Below are 26,519 nucleotides of genomic sequence, written 5' to 3'. Positions count from 1 at the left end.
CTCAAAACTGAAAACTGAAAACGAAAATTACGCTTCCTCTTCAATATCCTCCAGAACAGATTCAAATTCATATTGCGTTATATCTTCTTTATTTATCCAGTTTTCTGAAGTAACCAGATTGTAATTTACATCGTCTTTTGTTCTCAATTCCCAAACAATACCTTCCGCTTCAGGAAATGGAATATTTTGGGACATTTGATTTTCGAACAATCTTTTAATAAGGTTTCTATCAGACAAACCTCCGTTCAATAATTTCAATACGTTTTCGGCTGTCAATTTTTGCGTTTCTCCATCAATTGGAGTTAATGAAAAATGAACAATAGAAGCTTTTGCATTCGGGAATTTTCCGTTGTAAGCTTTAAAAAGCAACTGATTAACATGAAACAAAGTGCCTTGCATGTCTATTTCAGGATATTCCTCGCAAACTTTATCGATTAACATATTGTGTGCTATTTGCTCAACTTGCCCGTCATTTAATCTATCAGGGAATTTGTATTTCAAGACAATTTCGGCAGCTTCATTTGGTTCGTAATCCGAAATAGCCATTTCTAATAATTCCGGTAAACTCGATTTCTCTGCTGTTGCCCCATCCGGATAATTGAATTTTTCTAGTAACTGGACAAAATCTTCATCAGACCAATATCCTTCAACTTCATTAACAGTATCGATTCTCTTTATTACAATTTGATAATTCATCGTTTTCTTTTTTTTACAATTATTTCTGATTAGTATCTTATATTTCTAATCCTAATTTGTACAATTTAAGATTTTTAAAACCAGTATAAAAATAAATAACATATATATAACACAATTTAGTAAGGCTTTTATACAGACAATCCATCTTGTTTTGACGGGAAGATTTTTTAAATTGCTATCTTTGGAATTCAAAAATTTCGGCTTCAATTAATAAAATAATTATATCATACATGAACGTTTTACTTTCAAAATTCACAACCAAACATAACACTGCGCCTTTTTCGCAAATTAAAATCGAAGATTATTTTCCTGCTTTTCAGGAAGGAATTGCTTTGGCTAAAGCCGAAATCGATGCTATAGTAAACAATACTGAAGCACCAACTTTTGAAAATACTGTCGTAGCAATGGATTTCTCAGGAGATATTCTAGATCGTCTTTCGAGTGTTTTCTTCAATTTGAATTCGGCGGAAACGAATGACGAAATGCAAAAAATCGCTCAGGAAGTTTCACCTTTACTTTCAGAGTTCGGAAATGACATTACTTTGAATGCTGCTTTATTTGCCAAAATAAAAACGGTTTACGATCAAAAAGAAAGTCTGAATCTAAATCCGGAGCAAACAACTTTATTAGATAAAAAATATAAAAGCTTTTCCAGAAACGGAGCGAATTTAGCGGAAGACAAAAAAGATAAATTACGCGAAATCGACAAAGAATTATCAAAGCTGAGTTTACAATTTGGCGAGAATGTTTTGGCAGAAACAAATGCTTTCGAATTGCATTTGACTGACGAGAAAGATTTATCCGGTTTACCCGAAGGAACAATCGAAGCGGCACGCTTATTAGCAAAAGGCAAAGAAAAAGAAGGTTGGATTTTCACTTTAGATCATCCTAGTTATGTTCCGTTTTTGACTTATGCAGACAATCGCGAATTGCGTAAAAAAATGGCAATTGCTTTTGGTGCAAAAGCTTTTCAAAATAACGAATTCGACAATCAGGAAAATGTCTTGAAAATTGCCAAATTACGTTTCGAAAGAGCTAATTTGTTAGGTTATAAAACACATGCAAATTTTGTTTTGGAAGAAAGAATGGCCGAAAGTCCGGAGAAAGTTTTCTCTTTCCTGAATGATTTATTAGCAAAAGCAAAACCCGCAGCTCAAAAAGAATTTGCTGAATTAACTGCTTTCGCAAAAGATTTAGACGGAATCGAACAATTGGAAAAATGGGACGGTGCTTATTATTCTGAAAAATTAAAACAAAAGCTTTTTAATTTAGACGATGAAAAACTGAAACCTTATTTTCAATTAGAAAAAGTACTGAACGGCGCTTTTACGGTTGCCAAAAAACTATACGGATTAAATTTTATAGAAGTTTTTGACATTGACAAATACCACGAAGAAGTTACGACTTATGAAGTAACTGATGCTGATGGTAATTTGGTTTCAATTTTCTACGCTGATTTTTTCCCAAGAAAAGGAAAAAGAAACGGTGCCTGGATGACTTCATTCAAACATCAATATAAAAAAGACGGCGTTAATGAAAGACCACATATTTCGAACGTTTGTAACTTTACCAAACCAACAGAAACGAAACCATCTTTATTGACTTTTAATGAGGTTACGACTTTATTCCACGAATTTGGTCATGGTTTACACGGAATGTTGGCGAATACTGTTTACCCGAGTTTATCCGGAACTTCTGTTTTTTGGGATTTTGTAGAATTACCAAGTCAAATTATGGAAAACTGGTGTTACGAACCAGAAGCTTTGGCTTTGTTTGCGAATCATTACGAAACGGGAGAAATTATCCCGATTGAATATGTTCAGAAAATTAAAGAAAGTGCCAGTTTTCAGGAAGGATTAGCAACTTTGCGTCAGTTAAGTTTTGGACTTTTAGATATGGCTTGGCACGGACAAGATCCTACAAACATTACAGATCTTAAAGCTTTCGAAACAGAACAATTTGCCAACACACAATTATATCCTGATGTAAAAGAAAATGCAATGAGTACTGCTTTTTCACACATCTTTCAAGGCGGATATTCTTCTGGATATTACAGTTACAAATGGGCTGAAGTTCTGGACGCTGATGCTTTTGAATATTTTCAGGAAAACGGTATTTTCAATCACGAAGTAGCAACAAAATTCAAAGATAATGTACTTTCAAAAGGGGGAACTGAACATCCGATGATTTTGTACAAACGCTTTAGAGGTCAGGAACCAAAACCGGAAGCTTTATTGAAGAGAGCGGGACTTCTTTAAGATGAAGAAAATTATAATATTAAATATTCTGATTTTACTTTTGAGTTGTAATGAGAAAAAGAATGATCCCATAAAACCACAAAAGAAAAAACTCGAATTAGTTAAAGAAATTACTAATGGCAATTATTATTTTGATTTTGATGAAATTGAGTATTATAATATTGATCTAAGCGAAGAATGGATAATGAATACTTGGGATAAAAACAAAAAAACTCAAAAAGAAGAGCGTTTAATTTCAATTATTATGCAAAATACCCCTCCAAAATCAATAGATGACATAGCATTTCTGTCCTATATTGAAGATATTGGATTTAAAAAACAAAAAATATTCAAAAATAAAATCGAAAAGATAAAAGATATTTTTAGATTTAAACAATTCAATATGTCGGAACAATATGCTTGTATGGCTATCTATCGGGATATTTTAGTTTTTAAAAAGGAAAACAAAATTGTTGGTATTGCTAAAATATGCTTTGGTTGTAAGCAAAACAGAATTGTAGGAACTAAAGTTAATACAGATCAATTTGGACAAAAAGGCGATTACAAGAAATTGTATAATATATTACAAGAGAAATAGAACTTAAATGAAATGAGATAATAAAAACCGAACTATTTTAGCTTCGGTTTTTTTATTTGATTTTGACTATAAACAAATGTTATTTATCTTCACCACTTTTAAATCTTAATCTTACAAAAACACATTTTGAAAAAATATTTAAAAATCTTCATTTACCTTGCAATTATTGGATTAATTGCAATTGTTTCTGTAAATCTATACGTAAAATCTACAACCAAAAAACACATTAATTATTCCCTTAAAAAGTTCCCGAAAAATGATGTCGGAATTATTTTTGGTGCAGGAATTAATGGAGATCAACCAAGCAAATATCTAAAAGATCGATTGGATGCGGGAATTCTATTGTATAAATCAAAACGTATAAACAAAATCTTGCTTTCAGGAGATAACGGAAATGACGAACATGACGAACTAACGGTGATGAAAAATTACTGTTTTAGAAATGGAGTTGATACAACTAAAATATTCATTGACTATGCAGGTTTCGACACTTACTCAACAATGTATCGCGCCAAACATATTTTTAATATCAAAAAAGCGACTTTAATATCTCAGGAATATCATTTAAACCGTGCCATTTATATCGGACAAAAACTCGGAATAAAATCTGTTGGATATTCTGCTAATAAAGGAGAATATCTTGGTTACAAATATGTTTGTTTTAGAGAGTATCTTTCTGTTTTTAAATCCTTTTTTGATGTTTTAAGAAATCGGGAGCCCCATTTTTTAGGACATTCAATTGATATTAATGGACCTTCTAATTATTCTAAAGAAGATAAACGATAAAGAAAAATCCGAAGTAAAATTTACTTCGGATTTTTTTTTGAATTTACTCCGAACAACAATCAATGTATGATTGTGTTTAGATTTTATTTATAAAGGACTACATTATATGTAGTCCTTCTAAATTTCCTGTACTCGTCCCGGCTGCACCATCCATTGTCCTCTACTATTTAAGGTAACAGTAACCTCGAAATTTTTAAAATCCCTTAATTCAACTTTTGCAGATTGTCCGGAAATTGTTGCAAGATCAGCAAGTTCATTACTTTTAAAAGAACCGGTAGCGATATAAAATGAAAGATTTGGAGTAATTAGGCATTGTTCATTTGGATATGGAGACCAAGTAACTCCCAAAAATCCATTTTGTGTCTGAATACCAAAGCTAGCATTACTGTACCAATTGTCACTTTCATTTTTAGCTTTATCAAATGAATTAGATAATAAAACTATACTGTTATCCGGGCTTCCTTGACCTTGTACCAAATTCAGATTTGCTCCTTGCTTAGGAGGTGTACTCGCATAATGAGCTTCCCAGGTTTGTTTTAATTCAGCATCTACGACAACATTTGAGTCAATTTGAACGCCCAAACCTACTGCTTTACTTGATGCACCTGCTCCCAAAGAATATTTAGTCGGAATAACGATCGTATTTGTTCCCCTATCATTTGGGGAAACAGAAAGATAAACAGATGAATTTGCATAAATTTCATTATTAGATAGTCCATTTGGTTTTTCTAAAAATAACCAAAAATTTTTCGTATCCCTACTTTCATTTCTTAAAAAAATAGTATAATTAGTTCTTGAATTTAATGCTCCCATATTTAACATGATTTAATATATTTTTATTGTTTGTTTGTACTTATTTTCAGATTATGCCCAGCATTCTTTCCTGGATATTCATAGTTTATTTTTTTTGCTTTTCTGCATTGATAAAATCTAGAAGTTGTTGTGTTTTCAATGCTTCTATTTCCTTAATACGTTTCGCACGTGAATTATCTAAATTATTTGCATTCTTACCAGTAGCCGTCACTTGAGGTTTGGTAAATAGTAAATAATCTCCAAATAAATGACTTAAAAACAAAGGGGATTTTCCTGGTCTCTTTTTATCAAAGTTTGTAGATCTGTGACAAGAAAAGCAATTTGCCAAATTACCATTGTTAATTTTATGTATATCATCTTGAAAAGTCTGCGTATAAGTTTCCATCGTAATGTTTGCCAAATTAACTGAACCTCTGGCTAACGAATCCGGAAGCGCACTTGCAATGTTTTTTGTTACAATTGCTTTCTTTTGATTTTCAGAAGAAACTCCGTCAAAATTTAACCAGATAGAACCATTGTAAAAATAATTTCTAAAAACATCTTTCAAGTTAGATGCTACACATTTATTGATATCCTCAATATTATTAAAATTAGCAGGTTCTGACTGACTTGTAGCCATAAATTCACCTGTATTCAAATTCTTTGGTACTCCATACTCATATAGAATAAAAGCTTTATTAGCAACAACTGGAGAAGTTGCACCATTAATCCATCTAATACCATCTATACCTGTACTTGTTCCTTTTTCGTAAAACAACATTTCGTTTGCAGATGTTACCGAATTATTTTTCTTGTCATAAACTGGCGCCATATCTTTATGTTCGAAAGTTGCCCAAATAAATTCAGGATGATTTTTTACAACTCCCACTACGTGCATACCTAATAAGGCAACGGTTTTTTGAACATATTTTCCTTTACTATTTTGAACAGCCGCCTTAGTTGTAAAATAATCTTGTTGCTGCGCCTTGGCAATTGCATCGATATTAATCCAGGAAGCTTTTATTTCTAATGCGCCAACCGGAAATGTCTCTAAATTAGCAACAGGTAATTTCCCACTATTGATTAAAGAAGCCATTAAAACGGCTTTGTCTTTTAGCAGCGCATTAATATGTATGGAATAATAAACCGTATCTGCAACATTATTAAATTTAGGATTAGAACGCAAAACAGCACTAAAACCAGCTTGATTAATAGAACTCAACGTAAGTTTAAGACCTAATTGTGGCGCAACATCTTCCATTTGCGGACTAACTAAATCCAGAGAATCTAAAAAGAACGGATTTCCGCTTGGCAATGGTTTTGTAACCCACAAAAACTTTTGCCACGACCATTGGTGAAAATCACAATTTGTTGTACTTGCATTATCAAACGGACTTCCGTCACCTTCTTTTGGCGCCGGAGTTTGATCATGCGGAAACCAGCTTTTCTCACATTCACATGATTCAGCCGCTTTTCCATTTGTGGCATATCCTGAAGAGGTGCCAAATTTTTCCATTATTTTTTCTTTGTTCAGAAAAAATAATGAAATAGCTGCTATTACAAAGACAGCTAATACGATTATAATGATGGATTTTCTTTTCATTTTTTCTTAGGTTTAATAATTATTCAGAATCAGGATTCACTGAACAAAAAAGACCGCCAAAGTCAGGCGATCTTTTAAATCAAAACTCGAATCGAGTCAGGAAGTTTCGTTATCCTGTTGAATTTGTTTTTGGGGAAAATTTATTTCTAAACTAATTCTTCTTTTAAGTTTTTTGCTGCTGTAACTGGTACGTTTTCAATATTATGTTGGTAGTATGAAAAACCTCCAGTTCCGTTCCATGCATTATCGATTGCTAAATGAGCATCAAATTTTGCTAAAAAAGAACCAATTTTCGGTGGAGGAACAGAGTGAATATATTCTCCCTGAAGACTAACCAATTGTGTAACCTTACCAATTCCGGCTCCATATATTTTTCCTGTTACGTTAACAACAATATGACTATCTGGACCTTGTATCGCCTGAGTGATTACAACTGTACCTGTCACAGAATGTTGAGATGGTACTACTACTAAACTAAATTTTGCGATTGGAGCACCTGGTGTTCCCACATTTCCGATTGTGCCTTGTGCTAAATAAGCACCTGCTAATAAATCTGACATAATTTTTTTGATTTAGGATTCCTACTCGTAAGGCTTTTCGGAGCCGCCTCGTTTTTTTTAGTGGGTTCTGCTCCACTTGGTTAAATTGTAATCAAATAGTTCAAAAACATATTAGATAATACATTTTTGGTCTACTTTCTATTTCAAAATTATATCAAATGGATAAATGCTTTTGACAAAATGTAATGGGATAGAGATTATTAAGCATGAAACAGATAAAGGATGGCACAGGAAAATTCAGTGCGTAAAAACACCTGTTTTTACAATTCCAAAAAAGCGAAATAAAAATCTTACCTAATAAAGTTTCATTTATTTTTGAAAGTTTAAAAACTTTTGCTTACATTTGATCTATGGAATTCAAAGAAGCAAAAAATAAGTTTGTACAAACCTGGGGAGCATTAGGTTCTCAATGGGGAATTAATAAAACAATGGCGCAAATCCATGCTTTATTAATGGTCTCGAACGAAGCTGTTTCTATGGAAGACATTATGGATGAATTGCAAATTTCCCGCGGAAATGCCAGTATGAACCTTAGGGCTTTAATGGATTGGGGAATTGTCTATAAAGAATATAAAGCGGGAGAAAGAAGAGAGTTTTTTACTGCCGAAAAAGATTTGGACGAATTGGCTTCTAAAATTGCAAGAGAAAGAAGCAAAAGAGAAATCAAACCGGCTCTTAAGATATTAAAAGAAGTTTCGACTATTGAAGCAAAAGATTCTGCTGAAGAAAAACACTTTGTAGATCAAACGACTAAATTGTATGACTTTGTTTTAAAAGCTGATAATATGTTGGATAAAATGACAGAATTTAATGAAAACTGGTTGGGACGTTTGGTTCTGAAAATCATGAAATAAAACATCAAACTAAAAAAATTTAATCAAAACTTTCATTTTTTTCTGAAAGTTTAAAACAATCAATAACCATGAAAACAATATTTAAAATAATCGAGATCATAAATATAGCGGCACTTATGTTTGTACTAGCCGGTGGTTACGGTTTACCTTTTACTGGCGCGTTACAAGTTTTGGCAGCAATTCTATTTGTTTTAATCTTCCCAAAAAACAAATTAATATATATCTATTTTGCTTTAGTAATTCTCTTTTTCTCGTTTTGGGAGGGAGGTTTTGGCTGGTTATTCGTAATACCAATTTGCCTAATATTTTTCTTAACCATAATTATATACCATCAAAAAGCAAAACTAACAACTTCTTAAAAGCAGGATAAAAAAACTTAGCAGCAATTTATTTCATCAAAATAAGATTCACCCAAAACTTTCTTTTTTTACTACTGAAAGTTTAAAAATAACAAAATCATGACCTTTACTACATTACATAAAATCAACAAAATATTTTACTTTACAACTCTGGGACTTTATCTTCTTGTATATTTTGGAATGTTATTTCAAATCGTCTTAGGAATTGTACAAATAATACTAGGAATTATTTTGCTCACAAAAATGAAGGAACTCAGCAAAGAAAAAAAGAGAAAAATTCAGCTTTATTGGCTTTTAGTTTTTACAGCTTTTATATTAATTCTGAGCAACTGTGCATTCGGAAATGATTTAGGAAATTTTCTTAGTTTTTTTGTGTTTCCGATGTTAATAGCAACTTACTTCTATTTTCTAACAGCAAATATTACTTCTGATTCATTTCTAAAAGCAGAATGGAAAAACTTAGCACTTTTTAATTATGAAGTTGATCCTAAAATTTTAGAAAAATATATTCCAGCAGGAACTCAAATAGACATTTGGAACAACAAATGTTATGTAAGCTTAGTTGGTTTTATGTTTAAGAACACAAAAGTTTTGGGAGTAAAAATTCCGTTTCATGTAAATTTTGAAGAAGTCAATTTAAGATTTTATGTAAAGCGTTTTGAAAACGGCGAATGGAAACGCGGTGTAGTTTTCATTAAAGAAATTGTTCCAAAAAAAGCAATCACTTTTATTGCCAATACTTTATATCAGGAACATTACGAAACTCAGAAAATGAATCATGAAATCGTTGAAAATGACAATACACAAACTTTTGTTTATCAATGGAAAAATAAAGAACAATGGAATACAATTGAGTTAGAAACTGAGAAACAATCTACAGAAATTGAAATTGATTCTGAAGCGGAGTTTATCACAGAACATTATTTCGGTTATACCAAAATTGACGAAAAAGCCACTTTTGAGTATGAAGTTCAACATCCAAGATGGGAACAATTCAACGTTCTAAATCACAAAATTGATATTGATTTTCAGGAAAATTATGGTAATGAATTTGAGTTTTTAGAAACTACTATTCCAACTTCAATTTTCCTGGCGAAAGGATCTGCAATTGAAGTAAAAAACAAATGCAAATTGGCAGAAATACAAATTCAGGAGAACCTTACTACTACAATTAATAGTTATTAATTTCTAAAAAGCAAAACTATGAACGCAACTATACCAAACTGGTTAATAATCCTAAGCGGAATAGGCCAAATATTTACAGCACTTATTTATCCATACATTCGTCATCAGGTTTTTGATTGGTATAATGATGTAAAACAGCTCAAACCTCTTAATCAGGAAATAGCAAAAACCTACGGAAGATACATTCAGGGATTAAATTTTTGTTTTGGATTAATCGCAATTCTATTTACAAACGAATTGAAAGAACAATCAGCTTTAGCAGTTGCATTAACAGGATTAATTGCTTTGTATTGGGTTGGAAAAGTTGCGACTCAAATTGCCTATTATCCGATGTATCAAATTCCTCAAAAATTAATTTTCAAAGTAGGAAGCTACTTTATGAATACACTATTTGTATTGTTTGCAACCGTAAATTCAGCACTGTTTCTTTATAATTTAATTGGACATTATAAACTGCTTTAGTCATGAATCTCAACATCATTGGATATTTTATTTATCTCGGCATTACAGTTTTCATCATTTTAAAAGTTGGAAAAATATGCTACAGGAATGGAAACATTTATGTTCTGGAATTGATCCCAAATCACGCTGATATCTGCCAAAAAATCAATCAGGTATTACTTTTAGCCTATTATCTTCTAAATATTGGTTATTGCGCAATGACTTTAATTTCCTGGCAAAAAATACAATCGTTCCCTAATCTTGTCGAAACAATTGGAACAAAAACCGCAATCATCATTTTCATCATTTCACTTTTGCATTACCTCAACATCATAATATTAACCAAGTACATTCATAAATTAATCAAATAACACTTTAAATTTAAATATCATGGAAACTACAAAAATCTTAATCGGTTATGGAATCTATTTACCAATCGCTTTATTTCTTACCTATTACGTTTCTAAAACACTTTTCAAAAACGGAAAAATCTTTATGCTGGACATCTTCAAAGGGCGAGAAGAAATTGCAGAAGCAACAAACAAACTTTTTGAAACCGGTTTTTATCTTTTAAATATTGGCTTTGCTTTAATGATTTTAGAATTGCAATTAAACCACGACAGTTATCAGGAATTAATTGAAAGATTAAGTTACAAAATTGGAGGTTTTTCTATTTATCTTGGTATAATGTTATTCTTCAACTTATACTTCTTTTTCAGAGGGAAAAGAAAAGCAAAAGAAGCTCAAAGGGAAGAAAGATTAGTTTTTAAAGCTTAACATTTCATATTAAAAGGTTCGCCACGAATTTCACGAATTATCACGAATTAATATTTTAATCCTTATATGTAAAAATTAGTGCAAATTCGCGCAATTCGTGGCTAAAAAATCACTCAAAGATGAAAAAACTCATAATCGCAGCCGGAACCGGTTTTCTGGGACAAGTTCTAGTTAATCATTTCAAAGATAAGTTTGAAGAAATTGTAATTCTCACCAGAGGAAAATCTCAAACAATTGATGGAATTAAATACGTCAACTGGAATGCAAAGACTTTATCAGGTTGGGAAAAAGAATTAGAAAACGCAACGGTTTTAATTAATCTTGCAGGAAAATCTGTTAATTGCCGTTATACTAAAGAAAACAAAAAAGAAATTCTATTATCCCGAATTGAAAGCACAAAGATTTTAAACAAAGCGGTTTTAAACTGTCAAAATTCACCAAAACACTGGTTAAATTCATCGACTTCTACTATTTATCGTTTTTCTTTAGACAAAGAAATGGATGAAGTTAGTGGAGAAATCGGAAATGACTTTTCTATAAACGTTGCTCTTTCCTGGGAAAAAGCTTTTTTTAAAACCGAAACTCCAAATACTTTAAAAACCGCTTTGAGAACTTCGATTGTTTTAGGTAAAAATGGCGGCGCTTTTATTCCGCTTAAAACTTTGTCCAAAATTGGTTTTGGAGGAAAACAAGGAAAAGGAAATCAGTTTGTAAGTTGGATTCACGAAGAAGATTTTGCAAATGCAATCGAATTTATTCTTCAAAAAGAAATAACCAGCGTTATTAATGTCGTTTCTCCAAAACCAATTCGTAATGCTAATTTTATGAAAAAACTTAGAAAAGCAGTTGGTTTTCCTTTCGGAATTCCGATGAATACTTTCTTATTAAAAATTGGATCTTTCTTTATTCGAACAGAGCCCGAATTGGTTTTGAAAAGCAGAAATGTGATTCCGAAACGGCTTTTAGAAAATGGATTTAAATTTAAGTTTGGAGATATTGATGAGGCTTTTGAAAATTTATTGCAAAAATGACTAGAATATATATAATGGGTCACTGGATTCTAACATTATTATCCGGGCCACTAATTTTAATTTTAAAAAAATATCTACTTGATTTTGATACTCGTAATACTATTGAATTTTTAGAAATATATCCTATTATGATAATTATGGGATTTATGTTTTCAATACCAACTTACTTATTTTGTATTTTAATCTTTAACAGTATCGAAGACAAAAACATAAAAATTAATTATGCGAAAATATCTTTCATACTAATAATTATAATTGGAATATGGATAACAACATTTATAATTAGCGGAACGCTTTGGTTTGATATTGCAGTATCTTATTCAATATCAGCCATAACTATAGGATTCTTTTTTAAATCAGATTTTAAACTTCCTTCTCAAACATGACAACCATAAACCTCACAACCAAAATAAAAGCACCAAAACAAATCGTTTTTGATGCTTCAAGAAATATTGATATTCATATGCAATCTGCAAGTCCATCAAAAGAAAAAGCAATTGCCGGGGTAAAATCAGGTTTGATCAATTTAAACGAAACCGTAACTTGGCGCGGTAAACATTTTGGTTTTTATCTTACTCATAAAAGCCGAATTACCGCCATGAATTTTTACGATTATTTTGTAGATGAAATGGAACGAGGAAAGTTCAAATCATTCAAACATGAACATTTGTTTAAGGAAGAAAATGGTTTTACAATCATGAAAGACAAATTACAGTACGAAACTCCGTTTGGAATCTTTGGGGAACTTTTTGATATTTTGTTTTTAGAAAAGCATCTTACTAATTTTCTTTTAGAGCGAAATAAGGTTCTAAAAGAAGTTTCAGAAAAAAGTTAAGGTCTTTGTCTGATAATTAAAAAACTATTTATCGGCTTTATAAAACTTTATTTCCAGAGGAAACCAAAATTGACCATACAAATCTTGTTGATTACCATCTGAATTTAAATAATACAACGAGAAGCTTATTTTAATTTTACTTTTACCAAAATCAGAAATTACAGACTCAAACCATATAAAATTCTGTTTCTCGTTTGAAACTGACAGTTCGTTTCCTTCCTCTTCATTATTGAATATCTTATTTTTAGATTCACAAATTGGCTTAAATGAAACAATATTCTTTTTTATCGATTTGTAATTTTGAATTTTATTGAGAATAATGGAGTCCGATGAACCTCCATCAATAGAAATTCCAGAAATAATGATTTTGTCATTTCTTTTAGAATCAATAGAAATCTCATGAACAGAATTATCTTCATTGTTTTTTCTATAAATAGTAAACCAATTTTCTTTATCAATTTTGATTGGCTCATTTATATCATTCATAAGCCATTTATTTTTAATTGAATTTGTATCAATAACGATCAAAATTTCATATATAACTTGTTGGGTAACTGAAAGGGGCGTTTCCATTTTATTTTATTTTTGATTAAAAAAACACGAACAAAAAAAATTAGTTCGTGTTTTTCAATAAGGTTTATAAATTAAGGTTTACTAAAAATTAAACCGGAACAACTACTTGTGGATCCCAATAATAGTATCCATACAATTGTTGTGTTTGTCCATCACCTGCCAGAGTATAAACAGCGATGTATACATAAAAATTCTCTGTTCCGCCTCTGGCTATTCTAGAATCGTAGCTGGTAAAATTTTGAACCGTTTGAACCGGTGGAATACCATTTTGTTGACTTGGATTAGGCTGTACAGCTCTATTGCGTGTAACAATATTTGTTACAAAATTATTAAAGACCTGGTCCCCGTTCCAATATTTAACTCCGTAAAGAATTACAGAATCATCTGAATTTTGTTGAATTGATGTCCCTCTAAAAGATACATAATCCCCAGCGTTAGCTCTAAAGCTTAAATCTGCTGTGCCTTGACCTGAAACAATCCCTCTTGGACTATAACATATCATATATTGACTATTGTGATTTATTCCCTGAGGATTATTAGGATCTGAATTCTGAGAAAAATTATTTTTGATATATTCTGTGTCTATTACGACAAGAATATCAATCTGTGCCGCTGAGGCTGCTGCGCTTTGACTCATGATATTATATTATTTGTTTCCCTACTCGTAAGGCTTTTCAGGTTTTACCTTCGCTTTTTCCTGTGCGAAACAGTTCGTTTTTTCAGGTGGGTTCTGCTCCACTTTTTTGGTTTGTTGTTTATTTAGGGTATTTCAATAAAAAAACATTTTAAATTATTACAAAAAACTTAAAATCAAATTCTTAACAAACATCCTGGAATAAATAGTGAAAAATAAATGTAGCTAGCATGTACTTATTTTCTATACCAAAGCTATATCTGATATTTTGATTTAACAGAAAAAATGCTACAGGAAAAAGATTTTTTGTCATGAAACAAATAAAACAAGTCATGAGATTATTCGTATAAAAAATACACGTGCAAAAATCAAACAGTTAAAAATGAGTTATTTACAAATACATAACGATCTCATAATAGAAGATTAATCATAAAAAAAGTACCAAAACAAATTGTTTTGATACTTCAGGAAATATTGATATTCCTCAGCAATCTGCAAGTGCTTTAAAAGAAAAAACAATTGCCAGCGTAAAATGAAGTTTGAAGCCGAATTACCGCCATGAATTTCTACGGGTATTTTGTGGATGAAATGAAAAAGGAAAGTTCAAATCGTTTAAACAGGAACATTTCTTTAAAGAAGAAAATGGTTTCACAATCATGAAACACAAATTGAAATACGAAACTCTGTTTGGAATCTTTGAGAAACTTTTTGATATTTTATTTTAGAAAAACATCTTACTAATTTTCTTCTCTAGCGAAAGAAAGTTTTGAAGGAAGTTTCAGAAACAGATTTATTTTAGTTTTAAATACTCAATTATTATCTTCATCATCAAAAATAATCACTTCATCTAATACATTCTGACTGTCCTTTTTATAGAACATCATGTACATTAAAAAGATAGAAAAAATATTAATGACAAGATGTGCCATATAAATCCAGAAATTCATTGGTATCCAGATACTGTAAATCAACGTCGCAAAAATAGCTGTAAGGACCAACATGAAGTTCTGATAAATTCGGATAAGTGATTCGTGTATAAAAAGCAATGCCAAAATCAGCAATCCCATCAATCTATTGAAAAGACCAGCGAAAATAACGGAAAACCCACATACAAAAATGGACATAAAAAGGTAAGATCCTATAATTAATGGCCAAACAAAACCCAGAAAAAACATCCAGCAAAAGAAGAATATTATAAACTTTAGGTTCGTGAATTTGAATCCAAAAAAAGAAACTTGTTTTTCCATGTGGTATATTTATTTTCAAATATACTTTTAATAATTTTCAGAATAAAAGATATTTTTTAAAAAGTTAAACTGAACTTAAATTGAATAAAAAGTGAGAAATTTTCTCTATTTTAGAAAAATATATTCGAACTTATTAAAAATTAAACTTATAACAATAAAGACTAAAATTTTATCGATAGCATTTTTCATTGTTTCTTTTGTTGGATTTGCTCAAAGTAATTGTAAAGATTTAAAAGGTTGTGAACGAAAACTATGCGAGTTAAACGTCAAGTTAACTGCTGCAAAAAAAGCAGGTAATAAAAGCCAGATAAAAGGAGTTGAAGATGCGATTTCTCAAACTAAAAAGAACTGTACAACAAAAACAGTTAATAGTGACCTTGACAAAAAAGTAAAAGAAAAACAGCAAAAAGTCAGTGAAAAAACTGCTGATCTGAATAAAGCAATCAAGGACAACGAAAGCAAAGAAAAAATCGACAAGAAAAGAAAGAAACTAGATGAAGCGAAAGCTGATTTGAATAAGGCAGTTACGGCTCAAAAAACGAAATAGATTATTTAGTTTTTTCAAAAACAGCAAGGAATTTTCTCTCGCTGATTCAGCTGATTCAGCTGATTTATAAATGAAGTAGATTCATTTAAATTTCTCCAGCTAAGCTCAATGTCATTAAGTTAAGTTTTTAAAAAATAAATTATTGCAGATCAAATCCGTTTTTATCCGCGTTTTTACGAAGTAAATCTGTTTTATCCGCGTCAAAATTAGACGCTGATTTTACTGATTCGGTAAAGCGAAAACGCTGATAAAAACGGATTTCCCTAATTACTTTCTTGATTAAACTGTTAAGAAATTTTATAGATTTCCCCCTTAACTTAATGACATTGCCGGAAGGGACACGCCCAAAGAATGGAACTTATACTACAAAAAAACAATCATAAGCCACCAAAAAATCGGAACGCTTTCGACCCAGAAAGAGGTATAATATTTAGAACGATTTGGATTTGCAAAGGCAATAAAAAGCATCAAGGTGATTACCATTATTAAATTGATGAGAAGATCATGAAAATCAAATGTCAATATCCCAACTACCCAAAACGGAACCATAAGTGAAAAGCCTAAAATTTTAGTTCGCTTTACGCCAATGGTTTGAGGAACGGTTTGCAAATGGGGATCATCATTTGCCAAATCAATTATCTCGAAAACCAAAATCAAAACAAAAACCAAAACAAAACGCTGAATACACTTTACAAAGAAATTGGGAGTAAATGGAATTTCGGCATTTATGATAGGTAAAACTAAAGTCGCTCCTACCCAACAAATTGCTACAATGTAAATTTTTACGCCTGCCCAGTTTCGGGCATTTCTTCGATTTGGAAAAAATGGAAGCGTATAAAGTGCTGTTATGGCAAATATTCCGACGGAGATAATTTGTGTAATTCGCTTTAGATGGAAAAAATAATATCCGACCATAACCAGTGAAATAAAACTCAAAACGGCAATAATTTTCAGCTGAATTCCGATTGGTTTTTTCTTTACACGAACCAACGCATCGTATTTAACAAAATTATACCCCACAATTGTTCCAAAAAAAACAAATAGCGCCATTGGCTCATCATACTGAATATGAAACACATGAAACGTGATTCGCACGAGTGCATAACACGATAAAGCCACATGAATACTGCTATTCAGGTAAAAATCTAATATCCGTTTTGATACTATCATACCTCAAATCTAATCAATTATTAACAAATCAACTCTTTAGTTGTAAATTTCATAAAAAATGAAGTTAAAAATGCCAATTAAATTATTAATAATACTTAATTTTGCGCGACAAAAAAACAACACTATTACAACTATATGAAAACAGATGCTTTTGCTTTAAGACACATTGGTCCAAGAGAAACAGATCTTCAACACATGTTACAGACCATTGGAGTTGAATCGATCGAACAACTTGTTTATGAAACCCTTCCAGATGACATTCGTTTAAAAGCACCTTTAAACTTAGATCCAGCGATGACTGAGTATGAGTTTTCAAACCATATTCTGCAATTAGGAAACAAAAATAAACTTTTTAAAACATATATTGGTTTAGGTTACAATCAGGCGATCGTTCCTGCAGTAATTCAGCGTAATGTTTTTGAAAATCCGGGATGGTATACGGCTTACACGCCTTATCAAGCCGAAATTGCTCAAGGTCGTCTTGAGGCAATTTTGAATTTCCAAACTACTGTTATCGAGTTAACAGGAATGGAAATTGCAAATGCTTCTTTACTTGATGAAGGAACTGCTGCTGCAGAAGCTATGGCTTTGTTGCTTGATGTTCGTTCTCGTGACCAAAAGAAAAATAACGTAAATAAATTTTTCGTTTCTGAAGAAATTCTTCCTCAGACACTTTCAGTTTTACAAACTCGTGCAACACCAATTGGCGTTGAATTAGTAATTGGAAACCATGAAACTTTTGATTTCTCTACAGAATTCTTTGGAGCAATTTTACAATATCCTGGAAAATACGGACAAGTTTACGATTATACTTCTTTTATAGAAAAAGCGGCTGCAAACGAAATTAAAGTAGCAGTTGCTGCGGATATTTTGAGTTTGGCAAAATTAACTCCTCCGGGAGAAATGGGTGCTGCAGTTGTAGTGGGAACAACACAACGTTTCGGAATTCCGTTAGGTTACGGTGGTCCACACGCAGCTTATTTTGCAACAAAAGACGAATACAAACGAAGCATGCCGGGACGTATTATTGGGGTTACTGTTGACACAAACGGAAACCGCGCTTTACGTATGGCTTTGCAAACTCGTGAACAACATATCAAACGTGATAAAGCAACTTCAAACATTTGTACGGCTCAGGTTTTATTATCTGTAATGGCTGGTATGTATGCAGTTTATCACGGACCAAAAGGTTTACAATATATTGCCAATAAAGTTCATGCTGCGGCAGCAACTTTGGCAAACGAATTGAAAACTTTAGGCATTGAGCAAGTTAACTCGGCGTTCTTTGACACTATCTTAGTTAAAGCTGATGCTAAAAAAGTAAAAGCAGTTGCAGAAGCAAACGAAGTAAACTTTTACTATGTTGATGAAAACACTATTTCAATTTCATTGAACGAAACTACAAGTGTTTCTGATGTAAATGATATCATAACTATTTTTGCTGAAGCACTTTCATTACAGCCAAGTACTGTTTCTGATTTTACAGAAACAAATCATTATCCTGAAAACTTAAACAGAACTTCTGCTTTCTTAGCGCATGATGTTTTCAACAAATACCATTCGGAAACTGCCTTAATGCGTTACATCAAAATGTTGGAGCGTAAAGATTTAGCGTTAAACCACTCGATGATTTCGTTAGGATCTTGTACAATGAAATTGAACGCTGCTGCAGAAATGTTGCCATTGAGTAACCCAAACTGGAACAACATTCACCCATTTGCTCCGCTTGATCAGGCACAGGGATATCAGGAAATGTTAAAAAAATTAGAGCAGCAATTAAATGTAATTACTGGTTTTGCAGGAACTACTTTGCAGCCTAACTCAGGTGCACAAGGAGAATATGCAGGACTTATGGTAATTCGTGCGTACCACCAATCTCGTGGAGACGATCATAGAAATATTGCTTTGATTCCTTCATCGGCTCACGGAACAAATCCAGCTTCTGCTGCTATGGCGGGAATGAAAGTTGTAGTTACTAAAACTCTTGAAAACGGAAATATTGACGTTGAAGACTTACGTGAAAAAGCAATTCTTCATAAAGACAATCTTTCTTGTTTAATGGTAACTTACCCATCTACACATGGTGTATTTGAAAGTGCTATTAAAGAAATCACACAATTGATTCACGATAACGGTGGACAAGTATATATGGATGGTGCAAACATGAATGCTCAGGTTGGATTAACAAATCCTGCTACTATTGGTGCTGACGTTTGTCACTTGAACTTACACAAAACATTCGCGATTCCTCACGGTGGTGGAGGTCCAGGTGTTGGTCCTATTTGCGTAGCGCCACAATTGGTTCCTTTCTTACCAGGAAATCCGGTAATTCCAACTGGAGGAGAAACTGCCATTACAGCTATTTCTGCTGCTCCTTGGGGTTCTGCTTTAGTTTGTTTGATTTCTTACGGATATATTTCGATGTTAGGTGCTGATGGTTTAAAAAGCTGTACAGAACATGCAATTTTAAATGCAAACTACATCAAAGAAAAATTAAATGGTCATTACGATACTTTATATTCTGGAGAAATGGGTCGTGCTGCTCACGAAATGATTTTGGAATGTCGCCCTTTCAAACAAAAAGGAATCGAAGTTACCGATATTGCAAAACGTTTAATGGATTATGGTTTCCACGCACCAACAGTTTCTTTCCCGGTTGCAGGAACTTTAATGATCGAACCAACTGAAAGTGAAAATTTAGAAGAATTAGATCGTTTTTGTGACGCTATGATTTCTATCAGAAAAGAAATTGAAGCGGCTACAATCGAAGACAGCAACAACGTATTGAAAAATTCTCCTCACACTTTAGCAATGTTAACTACTGAAACTTGGGAATTTCCATACACAAGAGAACAAGCTGCTTTTCCATTAGAATATATTGCCGAAAACAAATTTTGGCCTTCAGTACGAAGAGCAGATGATGCTTTTGGAGATAGAAATTTAATATGTAGCTGTGCTCCTATTGAAGCTTATATGGAAGAAAACTAAGAAATAATTTTCTTTAAATACACATTATACCCGATATGTTAAAAACTGTCGGGTATTTTTTTGTTTCAGGTTTCAAGTTTAAGGTTCTAACGCACTTGAAACCTGAAACTTTTTTTTAAAATCATCAGGGCGTGCCACCATTTTAAAAAAGACCCTAAACACTTTGCGCATATTAGGTCTTTTCTTAAATAGTGTCGGGCTATCTGTACTGCTCGGCAGTTTCCTCCTATCCCAATGTCATTAAGTTAAGATATTTTAGATTTTGTTCTATCGGAACATTTCATTGGTAGAAAAAAAATGCATCGAGAGAAACATCGTCCCATTGGGACGTTTGAGAAATTGTATATATAATCTGTATATGTTTTTACCAATTATTATTTATAAAATCAAACGTTCCTAAGGAACGTAAAAAAATACCGTATTTATTGGACTACCAATGAAATGTTCCGATGGAACAAAAACAAATTGTTCCATTGGATTTTTCCCCGACTTAATGACATTGAATGCTATCCCTAACGCGGGCATAGGTTTGCTGTTTGTTTTCAAATTTCTGTTCTAACGTAACTTGAAACCTGAAACTTGAAACTTGAAACTTTTTTTTAAATTAAAAATCGGGACATTTTTTCCCATTTCCCCAAAAAGCCTGAAAAAAAAATTTCTGCCACCATTGATTTCAAACGTTTGAAATCTCGGCAAAACTAAAAATTCGTTAGAAAATTAACAATATATTTAATAAATAATTATTATTTCATAATTATATGCATGCATAGTATTTTTTATGACAGTTATCATGATTTTATTTATACTTTAGCAATAAATTTACCGGAATAATCGAGGAATAATGAAAATAAAAATAATAGGTATAGGAAGTTACATTCCTAATAAAGAAGTAAGCAATACTGACTTTGGCGATCATGTTTTTTTAAATGAAGATGGGACTCCTTTTGGTTACCCTAACGAAGTTGTAATAAAGAAATTCAAAGGTATTACGGGAATCGAAAATCGCCGTTATGCCGAAGACCATCATACCTCATCTGATTTAGCTTATTTTGCAGCCGAAAGAGCCCTTGAAAATGCTAATATCGATCGTGAGACTTTAGATTATATTATTTTTGCACACAATTTTGGCGATGTAAAATCAGGAACAAATCAGTCTGATATTTTACCGAGTTTAGCAACACGTGTTAAAAATAAACTGGATATTAAAAATCCAAAATGTGTCGCTTATGATATTCTTTTTGGATGTCCGGGCTGGATTGAAGGTGTTTTGCAAGCCAATGCATTTATTAAATCCGGAATGGCAAAACGTGTTTTGGTAATTGGTGCCGAAACTTTATCAAGAGTTGTAGACGATCACGATCGTGATTCTATGATTTATTCTGATGGTGCTGGTGCTTCAATTTTAGAAGCTTCTGATGATGATGAAACTGGTTTACTATCTTATGAAAGCGCTACTTATGCAAATGACGAAGCTAATTATCTATACTTCGGGAAATCATACAATCCTGACTCAGATCCAGACATTAAATACATCAAAATGTACGGGCGTAAAATTTATGAATTTGCTTTAAGCCAGGTTCCTTGCGCCATGAAAAGCTGTCTTGACAAAAGTGGAATCGGAATTGATGACGTAAAGAAAATCCTTATCCATCAAGCCAACGAAAAAATGGACGAAGCTATTATTGCTCGTTTCTACAAGCTTTACGACAAAACAGCACCAGAAAATATAATGCCAATGAGTATTCATGATTTAGGAAACTCAAGCGTTGCAACTGTACCTACTCTTTATGATTTATTGATTCAGGGAAAACTTGAAAATCACGAGATCAATAAAGGTGATGTGGTAATTTTTGCTTCTGTTGGAGCAGGAATGAACGTAAATGCTTTTGTTTACAGATATTAAGTCAATCTGAATATTTTATAATAACAAAACCCGTTGAGCTTTTAATTGGCTAAACGGGTTTTCTTATAAAGAGTATTAAATTATATACCTGATCGAATTGATATTCGCACATAATTAGTTTTTATCAATAGAACAAAACCTTAATCGCGAAGATTAATGACACTACACTTAATATACATATCACAATTCCAATAAAAGTTAACTTATTTGGTATTTTCCCTAAAATATCGTTTTCATCTTTTTTCATCATTCGCCTAGTTCTAACTGATTCTGTATTAACTCAAAATATTTTCCTTTATTCTTTATTAATTCATTGTGACTCCCTACTTCGATAATTCCTCCATTATCTAACACCACTATTTGATCCGCATTTTTTACTGTAGATAATCTATGAGCTACTACAATCATTGTTTTATTTTTAAAAAACGTATCTATATTTTCAACAATAATTCTTTCGTTTTTTGCATCTAAAGAATTTGTAGCTTCATCAAAAAACAAATAATCCGGATTTTTATAAATAGCTCTTGCTATTAATATTCGCTGACGCTGTCCATGACTTATTCCCACACCTTCTGTACCAATAAGTGTATTTAATTTAAGCGGTAATTTATCTATAAAATCACCAATATTTGCAAGTTTAACGGCATTGAGCAATTTTTCCTGATTTGCATTTTTTTCCAAAGAGATATTATATGAAATGGTATCTGAAAACACAAAACTATCCTGTAGGATTACGCCACATTTATTTCTCCACAATTTATTGTCAATTTCCTCTAAAGCAACTTCGTTTAAAAGCAAATTACCTTCTTGTGGTTTATAAAATTTAAGGATTAGTTTTAAAAGCGTAGTCTTTCCGCTGCCGCTGACGCCAACAATAGCTGTAGTCTTCCCCTTTGGAATTTTTAGCGTTATATTTTTTAGCGTATAATTGGAGTTAWCATAAGAAAAACCCAGATTTTCTATGTTGATATCTTGTATTTCATCAAGTTTTAAAACTCTGCTTATATTCTCTTCATCCGGTTTATTATGAATTTCATTTAATCTTTCAAAGCTTACTTTTACTAATTGGTACTGCATCACAAAATTTATCAATTGGCTTATCGGGACATTTAATCCTCCTATTATATACATAATTGCCAACATACTACCAATAGTCAAAGTTCCATTCATTACAGCAATTGCAGAAACAAATACAACTAATATGTTTTGAAGAAAACTTATAAATCTATAACTCTCGTATCGTTGATTAATTTTAAGTTTATCAATATTATTCAAGTAGATATTTGTTTGTATTTTCTGCCACTCATTTCGTTTGCTCTCCTCCAAATTATTCAATTTGATTTCATGCATTGAATTAATTAACTCATAAATCTTATTTTGATCTTTAGCATCTAATGAAAAGGTTTTTTTGTCTAAAATTTTAATTTTCTTTAAAAAACTAAATATCCACAATAACTCTAATGTAGTACAAACACAGATAATTAGAAAAATATCTACATTAAAATATAATAATACGAAGGAATAAATTACAATAGTAAAAATGGAAAAAACAGTTTGAATAAGATCTTTTGACAAAAAACCTTCAATTCTTTTGTGATCATTAATTCGTTGCGTTAAATCTCCAATGTTTTTACTATTAAAAAATTTAAGCGGCAACTTCATTAATTTAATAAGGAAATCAGAAATTATAGACAAACTTATCCTGCTGCTTATATGAATAAATAGCCACGATCGATAAAATTCTAAACTGACTCTACTAATGAATAAAGTAATTTGAGCGAATAAAATTAAATAAATAAGAGAGATGTCTTTTTGACCTACACCTTTATCTATAATTTTTTGTGTAAAAAACGGAAAAACAAGCTCAATGCAGGAAGATACTAAAAGTGTCAGAGCAATTAAAAACAATTGTTTTTTATGCTTCTTTAAATATTGGGTTACATACTGTAAATTGCCTCGCGTTTGTTTGCCGGAATTGTTTGTCTTTTCAGTGCTATCTGTAGACTCTAATAACAAAGCTACTCCTTCTTCCTGATTTTGTGCCCAACCTTTTATGAATTCATCCTTTGTATAAATAGCTTTACCAAATTCGGGATCGGCAACATGAACTTTATCATCCGTAATGTTATACACTACTATAAAATGATTTTGATTCCAATATGCAATAAAAGGAACGGGAGCATTATTCACCAAAGCGTTATAATCTGTTTTGGCAATCAAAGCGCTAAAACCTAAAGAAGATGCAAAAAGTTCTAGTTTACCAAGTGATATCCCATTGTACTGAAGATCATCACTATAATTTTCATCATTATATGCTTTACCATAATAATCACTAATCATTCGCATACAAGCGAATCCACAATCTGTACTTGAGAGTTGATAATAAAAGGGAAATCTTTTTAAGCGAAACCATTTTTTATTAAACATAATTCTGTAAATGTTTTTTCATTTAAAATTTCTTTATAAGGATTAAGATCAAGCAGCAAGAAACCTTTACTGATTAATTTTAATCTATCCTCTCTGTATGTTTCAGATATTGCAAGTCCATACTTTTCCCAAAAATTATACAAACCGTACCAAACGTAAATTGCCTGAACCAGATTTCTTATTGTTATGAAATTATTAGACCACGGAGAAACCACAGTCCTTCCTATTTCATTAGACAATTCTCTACTTGGCTGCCAAACATTCAGCTCATCAATCATGTATAATAATCCATGAATCGCTTCATGTACCAATGCATCTACAATCACGCTTTCCTCAACAGTATGACCATTGCAGATAACAATTCGTCCAATAAAACCACCATCTGACCCTGATGTAAAAAGAGTTTCTTTTTCAGGTATTTTTCTCAATAATATGGTATAGATATGCTTTTGGATCAAACGTTTTATAATTGGATCAAAACGATCATATATCTCACTTAAATTATCGGTTAATTCTTCCGCTTCAGAATAATCATATGTTGTAGACAACCATTCTTTAGGCATATGTTCTTCATCAATTCTATTATATACACTAAAACAATCCACAGGAATTTTAGTATCTGATAAATATGGGGTCGAGAACGTATCAAAATTATCATCTCCTGTATGGTTGATAAAGAATGATCCGTCTAACGCCCAAGAGCTATCAGAATACTCTGCGTAGTCAAATTTCTTATTTAACTTGGCCGCTTCCATCTCCATCGCATAAGCAAAAAATATTTTTAATTGATCAAGCTCATAATCATTTTTCCATAACAGCTTATTTATTACTTCAGGAGTTTGTAATAAATGTTTTTTCTGTTTGGAATTTAATTTATTATAATCTTCTTCTAAATTATTTTCTTTAATAAATTTAGAAAAAAGATCTTTAACAAAATGATTAAATTTATTTTCTACAGTTGTAAAAATATCACAACTTTCATCTGAAAATAATAGCGCACGACGTGCAAGAGATATATTTAGTACTTGATCTTCCATATTAATTAGCTTATACTTTCTGTTTCTTTTCCATAATCCAATTTTGTAATCATAGTATCTCGTATGACTTCCTCTGGTAAATTTGATACAATACTGTTTTGTATATGAACAATTAACTTCATCAGGTTGGAGCAATAAATACTTGGATTATCAAAACTTTTGTCATGAGAAAAGCGATGAGGCAAATATCCTCCACCACATATTTCTTTAACATCACATTTTTCACATTTAGGAGACAAATTCTTATGACTTAACTGATATGTCTTTGCCAAAGGGGTTTGTAAAGCATCATCAAAACTGGTAATCTTTACATTTGCATCTCCTTTTGTAAAACCGTCCCCGCATATTTTTAAAACATCCAGTGATTCTATATCTCCGTTTGTTTCAATTACAAGAACATCAGTATTTTTGTTTCCCATACTATCCGCTGACACATCATAACCTAAAATACTAAGCATAATTCTTTCGAAATAGCCAATTTTTAAATTATTTGTAGTATCATTAAACCATAAATCAAAGATTTTTATCATCCAATCAGCATGTAGAGTTGTATTGTTCTCTAAATCTAAAGCCAATTTTTCAGGTATATTTTCATAGTTCCCGTCTGATAATAAAATATCAACAGAAGATACATTTAAGGAGAGATACATATCATAAAGCATTTCAGGTTCAATATCTATATTAATAACCGAAAGTACTCCTACAGGTACGCTTGAATATTCATTGGCAAGTTCAATTCCCTTAACAATATCATGATAAGATCCTTTCCCGGAATGATAGATGCGATACATATCATTATATAATTCTGGACCGTCAATACTGATTCCAATAGAAATTTTCAGTCTATTAAATAACTCGCACCATTCTTTACTAAGAAGGACACCGTTTGTCTGCATCGTAAATCTTAGCTTAATATCAGTATCTTCAAGAATTTGCGTTGATGTTGCAACCAGGTTTTCGTAAAAACTTTTTGGCGCCAACAAAGGTTCTCCTCCATGAATTATAAATGTAAAAGTTTTAATATCATGTTCTAAACAATGCTCTTTTATTCTGTATATAAGAGATTTAACAACTTCTGAACTCATAACTTTAGGCTGAGTCAGGTATGTATTATCACCTTGATTGTAAACATAACAATAGGTACAATTCAAATTACATCTACTTGCAACTTTTACTACTGCAAAACGACATTTTAGATTATCAGTATTTTTTGGCATAATTTTTTTATTTGGGAAGGAG

The 26,519-nt window shown here is 31.7% G+C and carries 25 protein-coding genes; 14 read left to right on the top strand and 11 right to left on the bottom strand.

Annotated elements, in window-relative coordinates; genetic code table 11:
• Positions 1 to 27: 27 nt before the first annotated feature.
• Positions 28 to 696: a hypothetical protein gene (locus EAH81_RS11695; protein ID WP_140507188.1), complete on the bottom strand. Its 669-nt coding sequence runs from the start codon at positions 694 to 696 to the stop codon at positions 28 to 30.
• A gap of 230 nt (positions 697 to 926) precedes the next feature.
• Between EAH81_RS11695 and EAH81_RS11690 the strand changes: the two genes are divergently transcribed.
• The 3 genes from EAH81_RS11690 to EAH81_RS11680 all read left to right on the top strand — a co-directional run bounded on the left by EAH81_RS11690 (position 927) and on the right by EAH81_RS11680 (position 4,317).
• Positions 927 to 2,954: a M3 family metallopeptidase gene (locus tag EAH81_RS11690; protein WP_140507186.1), complete on the top strand. Its 2,028-nt coding sequence runs from the start codon at positions 927 to 929 to the stop codon at positions 2,952 to 2,954.
• Between the two features lies 1 nt (position 2,955).
• On the top strand, positions 2,956 to 3,531 hold the full coding sequence (locus EAH81_RS11685; protein ID WP_140507184.1) for a hypothetical protein: 576 nt from the start codon (positions 2,956 to 2,958) through the stop codon (positions 3,529 to 3,531).
• 126 nt (positions 3,532 to 3,657) lie between these two features.
• On the top strand, positions 3,658 to 4,317 hold the full coding sequence (locus tag EAH81_RS11680) for a vancomycin high temperature exclusion protein (protein WP_140507182.1): 660 nt from the start codon (positions 3,658 to 3,660) through the stop codon (positions 4,315 to 4,317).
• A 117-nt stretch (positions 4,318 to 4,434) separates the two neighbouring features.
• Here EAH81_RS11680 and EAH81_RS11675 read toward each other — a convergent pair whose 3' ends face one another.
• The 3 genes from EAH81_RS11675 to EAH81_RS11665 form a co-directional block, all read right to left on the bottom strand.
• A complete protein-coding gene (locus EAH81_RS11675) occupies positions 4,435 to 5,139 on the bottom strand; it encodes a hypothetical protein (protein WP_140507179.1) in 705 nt (234 codons plus the stop codon).
• Positions 5,140 to 5,215: 76 nt separating this feature from the next.
• The gene (locus EAH81_RS11670; protein ID WP_140507177.1) at positions 5,216 to 6,712 is read right to left on the bottom strand and encodes a hypothetical protein; all 1,497 of its coding nucleotides are present in this window, start codon (positions 6,710 to 6,712) and stop codon (positions 5,216 to 5,218) included.
• Between the two features lie 146 nt (positions 6,713 to 6,858).
• Positions 6,859 to 7,272, bottom strand: coding sequence for a DUF1842 domain-containing protein (locus EAH81_RS11665; protein WP_140507175.1), 414 nt, complete (start codon positions 7,270 to 7,272; stop codon positions 6,859 to 6,861).
• Positions 7,273 to 7,622: 350 nt separating this feature from the next.
• On the opposite strand from EAH81_RS11665, the gene EAH81_RS11660 reads away from it, so the two are divergent.
• The 8 genes from EAH81_RS11660 to EAH81_RS11625 all read left to right on the top strand — a co-directional run bounded on the left by EAH81_RS11660 (position 7,623) and on the right by EAH81_RS11625 (position 12,754).
• Entirely contained in the window at positions 7,623 to 8,126 is a 504-nt protein-coding gene (locus EAH81_RS11660; RefSeq protein ID WP_089351967.1) for a GbsR/MarR family transcriptional regulator, read from the top strand.
• A 68-nt stretch (positions 8,127 to 8,194) separates the two neighbouring features.
• Positions 8,195 to 8,485 (top strand): hypothetical protein, encoded by a 291-nt coding sequence (locus EAH81_RS11655; protein WP_140507173.1) that lies wholly within the window; start codon positions 8,195 to 8,197, stop codon positions 8,483 to 8,485.
• A 99-nt stretch (positions 8,486 to 8,584) separates the two neighbouring features.
• On the top strand, positions 8,585 to 9,670 hold the full coding sequence (locus tag EAH81_RS11650) for a DUF2071 domain-containing protein (RefSeq protein WP_317130494.1): 1,086 nt from the start codon (positions 8,585 to 8,587) through the stop codon (positions 9,668 to 9,670).
• A gap of 18 nt (positions 9,671 to 9,688) precedes the next feature.
• Complete coding sequence (locus EAH81_RS11645) at positions 9,689 to 10,132, top strand: hypothetical protein (protein WP_110835496.1); 444 nt, start codon at positions 9,689 to 9,691, stop codon at positions 10,130 to 10,132.
• Positions 10,133 to 10,134: 2 nt separating this feature from the next.
• Positions 10,135 to 10,482 carry a hypothetical protein gene (locus EAH81_RS11640; RefSeq protein ID WP_140507171.1) on the top strand — a complete coding sequence of 116 codons (348 nt, stop codon included), beginning with the start codon at positions 10,135 to 10,137 and terminating at the stop codon, positions 10,480 to 10,482.
• A 19-nt stretch (positions 10,483 to 10,501) separates the two neighbouring features.
• Positions 10,502 to 10,888 (top strand): hypothetical protein, encoded by a 387-nt coding sequence (locus EAH81_RS11635; protein WP_140507169.1) that lies wholly within the window; start codon positions 10,502 to 10,504, stop codon positions 10,886 to 10,888.
• Positions 10,889 to 11,007: 119 nt separating this feature from the next.
• On the top strand, positions 11,008 to 11,919 hold the full coding sequence (locus EAH81_RS11630; protein ID WP_140507167.1) for a TIGR01777 family oxidoreductase: 912 nt from the start codon (positions 11,008 to 11,010) through the stop codon (positions 11,917 to 11,919).
• 382 nt (positions 11,920 to 12,301) lie between these two features.
• Positions 12,302 to 12,754, top strand: coding sequence for an SRPBCC family protein (locus EAH81_RS11625; protein ID WP_140507165.1), 453 nt, complete (start codon positions 12,302 to 12,304; stop codon positions 12,752 to 12,754).
• A gap of 24 nt (positions 12,755 to 12,778) precedes the next feature.
• Here the strand turns inward: EAH81_RS11625 and EAH81_RS11620 are convergent, their stop codons facing one another.
• The 3 genes from EAH81_RS11620 to EAH81_RS11610 form a co-directional block, all read right to left on the bottom strand.
• Positions 12,779 to 13,327 carry an AidA/PixA family protein gene (locus EAH81_RS11620; protein ID WP_140507163.1) on the bottom strand — a complete coding sequence of 183 codons (549 nt, stop codon included), beginning with the start codon at positions 13,325 to 13,327 and terminating at the stop codon, positions 12,779 to 12,781.
• 88 nt (positions 13,328 to 13,415) lie between these two features.
• The gene (locus EAH81_RS11615; RefSeq protein WP_140507161.1) at positions 13,416 to 13,964 is read right to left on the bottom strand and encodes an inclusion body family protein; all 549 of its coding nucleotides are present in this window, start codon (positions 13,962 to 13,964) and stop codon (positions 13,416 to 13,418) included.
• Between the two features lie 806 nt (positions 13,965 to 14,770).
• Entirely contained in the window at positions 14,771 to 15,208 is a 438-nt protein-coding gene (locus EAH81_RS11610; protein ID WP_140507159.1) for a hypothetical protein, read from the bottom strand.
• A 91-nt stretch (positions 15,209 to 15,299) separates the two neighbouring features.
• On the opposite strand from EAH81_RS11610, the gene EAH81_RS11605 reads away from it, so the two are divergent.
• Positions 15,300 to 15,755 carry a DUF1090 family protein gene (locus EAH81_RS11605; protein ID WP_140507157.1) on the top strand — a complete coding sequence of 152 codons (456 nt, stop codon included), beginning with the start codon at positions 15,300 to 15,302 and terminating at the stop codon, positions 15,753 to 15,755.
• A 363-nt stretch (positions 15,756 to 16,118) separates the two neighbouring features.
• Here the strand turns inward: EAH81_RS11605 and EAH81_RS11600 are convergent, their stop codons facing one another.
• Positions 16,119 to 16,925 (bottom strand): hypothetical protein, encoded by an 807-nt coding sequence (locus EAH81_RS11600; protein ID WP_140507155.1) that lies wholly within the window; start codon positions 16,923 to 16,925, stop codon positions 16,119 to 16,121.
• 135 nt (positions 16,926 to 17,060) lie between these two features.
• Here EAH81_RS11600 and gcvP point away from each other — a divergent pair, with 135 nt between their 5' ends.
• Both gcvP and EAH81_RS11590 read left to right on the top strand, forming a co-directional pair.
• Positions 17,061 to 19,913, top strand: a complete 2,853-nt coding sequence (gene gcvP / locus EAH81_RS11595; RefSeq protein ID WP_140507153.1) for an aminomethyl-transferring glycine dehydrogenase — start codon at positions 17,061 to 17,063, stop codon at positions 19,911 to 19,913.
• 841 nt (positions 19,914 to 20,754) lie between these two features.
• The gene (locus EAH81_RS11590; protein WP_140507151.1) at positions 20,755 to 21,816 is read left to right on the top strand and encodes a 3-oxoacyl-ACP synthase III family protein; all 1,062 of its coding nucleotides are present in this window, start codon (positions 20,755 to 20,757) and stop codon (positions 21,814 to 21,816) included.
• Between the two features lie 246 nt (positions 21,817 to 22,062).
• Here the strand turns inward: EAH81_RS11590 and EAH81_RS11585 are convergent, their stop codons facing one another.
• From EAH81_RS11585 to EAH81_RS11575, 3 genes are read right to left on the bottom strand one after another with little or no spacing between them, the layout of a single operon-like run.
• On the bottom strand, positions 22,063 to 24,243 hold the full coding sequence (locus EAH81_RS11585) for a peptidase domain-containing ABC transporter (protein ID WP_140507149.1): 2,181 nt from the start codon (positions 24,241 to 24,243) through the stop codon (positions 22,063 to 22,065).
• Complete coding sequence (locus EAH81_RS11580) at positions 24,216 to 25,280, bottom strand: hypothetical protein (RefSeq protein WP_140507147.1); 1,065 nt, start codon at positions 25,278 to 25,280, stop codon at positions 24,216 to 24,218. The genes EAH81_RS11585 and EAH81_RS11580 overlap by 28 nt, the downstream gene beginning before the upstream one ends.
• Before the next feature lie 5 nt (positions 25,281 to 25,285).
• Positions 25,286 to 26,497 carry a radical SAM protein gene (locus EAH81_RS11575; protein ID WP_140507145.1) on the bottom strand — a complete coding sequence of 404 codons (1,212 nt, stop codon included), beginning with the start codon at positions 26,495 to 26,497 and terminating at the stop codon, positions 25,286 to 25,288.
• Positions 26,498 to 26,519: the final 22 nt, after the last annotated feature.

Origin of the sequence: Flavobacterium pectinovorum (genome assembly GCF_006438875.1) — a bacterium.
In the GTDB taxonomy this organism is placed as follows: Bacteria; Bacteroidota; Bacteroidia; order Flavobacteriales; family Flavobacteriaceae; genus Flavobacterium; species Flavobacterium pectinovorum_A.
This window is presented reverse-complemented; position numbering and strand designations above follow the sequence as displayed.

Coding starts and splice junctions, on each gene's coding strand:
- EAH81_RS11695 (WP_140507188.1), bottom strand. CDS start 696: ATGAATTATCAAATTGTAATAAAGAGAATCGATACTGTTAATGAAGTT.
- EAH81_RS11690 (WP_140507186.1), top strand. CDS start 927: ATGAACGTTTTACTTTCAAAATTCACAACCAAACATAACACTGCGCCT.
- EAH81_RS11685 (WP_140507184.1), top strand. CDS start 2,956: ATGAAGAAAATTATAATATTAAATATTCTGATTTTACTTTTGAGTTGT.
- EAH81_RS11675 (WP_140507179.1), bottom strand. CDS start 5,139: ATGTTAAATATGGGAGCATTAAATTCAAGAACTAATTATACTATTTTT.
- EAH81_RS11670 (WP_140507177.1), bottom strand. CDS start 6,712: ATGAAAAGAAAATCCATCATTATAATCGTATTAGCTGTCTTTGTAATA.
- EAH81_RS11665 (WP_140507175.1), bottom strand. CDS start 7,272: ATGTCAGATTTATTAGCAGGTGCTTATTTAGCACAAGGCACAATCGGA.
- EAH81_RS11660 (WP_089351967.1), top strand. CDS start 7,623: ATGGAATTCAAAGAAGCAAAAAATAAGTTTGTACAAACCTGGGGAGCA.
- EAH81_RS11655 (WP_140507173.1), top strand. CDS start 8,195: ATGAAAACAATATTTAAAATAATCGAGATCATAAATATAGCGGCACTT.
- EAH81_RS11650 (WP_317130494.1), top strand. CDS start 8,585: ATGACCTTTACTACATTACATAAAATCAACAAAATATTTTACTTTACA.
- EAH81_RS11645 (WP_110835496.1), top strand. CDS start 9,689: ATGAACGCAACTATACCAAACTGGTTAATAATCCTAAGCGGAATAGGC.
- EAH81_RS11640 (WP_140507171.1), top strand. CDS start 10,135: ATGAATCTCAACATCATTGGATATTTTATTTATCTCGGCATTACAGTT.
- EAH81_RS11635 (WP_140507169.1), top strand. CDS start 10,502: ATGGAAACTACAAAAATCTTAATCGGTTATGGAATCTATTTACCAATC.
- EAH81_RS11630 (WP_140507167.1), top strand. CDS start 11,008: ATGAAAAAACTCATAATCGCAGCCGGAACCGGTTTTCTGGGACAAGTT.
- EAH81_RS11625 (WP_140507165.1), top strand. CDS start 12,302: ATGACAACCATAAACCTCACAACCAAAATAAAAGCACCAAAACAAATC.
- EAH81_RS11620 (WP_140507163.1), bottom strand. CDS start 13,327: ATGGAAACGCCCCTTTCAGTTACCCAACAAGTTATATATGAAATTTTG.
- EAH81_RS11615 (WP_140507161.1), bottom strand. CDS start 13,964: ATGAGTCAAAGCGCAGCAGCCTCAGCGGCACAGATTGATATTCTTGTC.
- EAH81_RS11610 (WP_140507159.1), bottom strand. CDS start 15,208: ATGGAAAAACAAGTTTCTTTTTTTGGATTCAAATTCACGAACCTAAAG.
- EAH81_RS11600 (WP_140507155.1), bottom strand. CDS start 16,925: ATGATAGTATCAAAACGGATATTAGATTTTTACCTGAATAGCAGTATT.
- gcvP (WP_140507153.1), top strand. CDS start 17,061: ATGAAAACAGATGCTTTTGCTTTAAGACACATTGGTCCAAGAGAAACA.
- EAH81_RS11590 (WP_140507151.1), top strand. CDS start 20,755: ATGAAAATAAAAATAATAGGTATAGGAAGTTACATTCCTAATAAAGAA.
- EAH81_RS11580 (WP_140507147.1), bottom strand. CDS start 25,280: ATGGAAGATCAAGTACTAAATATATCTCTTGCACGTCGTGCGCTATTA.
- EAH81_RS11575 (WP_140507145.1), bottom strand. CDS start 26,497: ATGCCAAAAAATACTGATAATCTAAAATGTCGTTTTGCAGTAGTAAAA.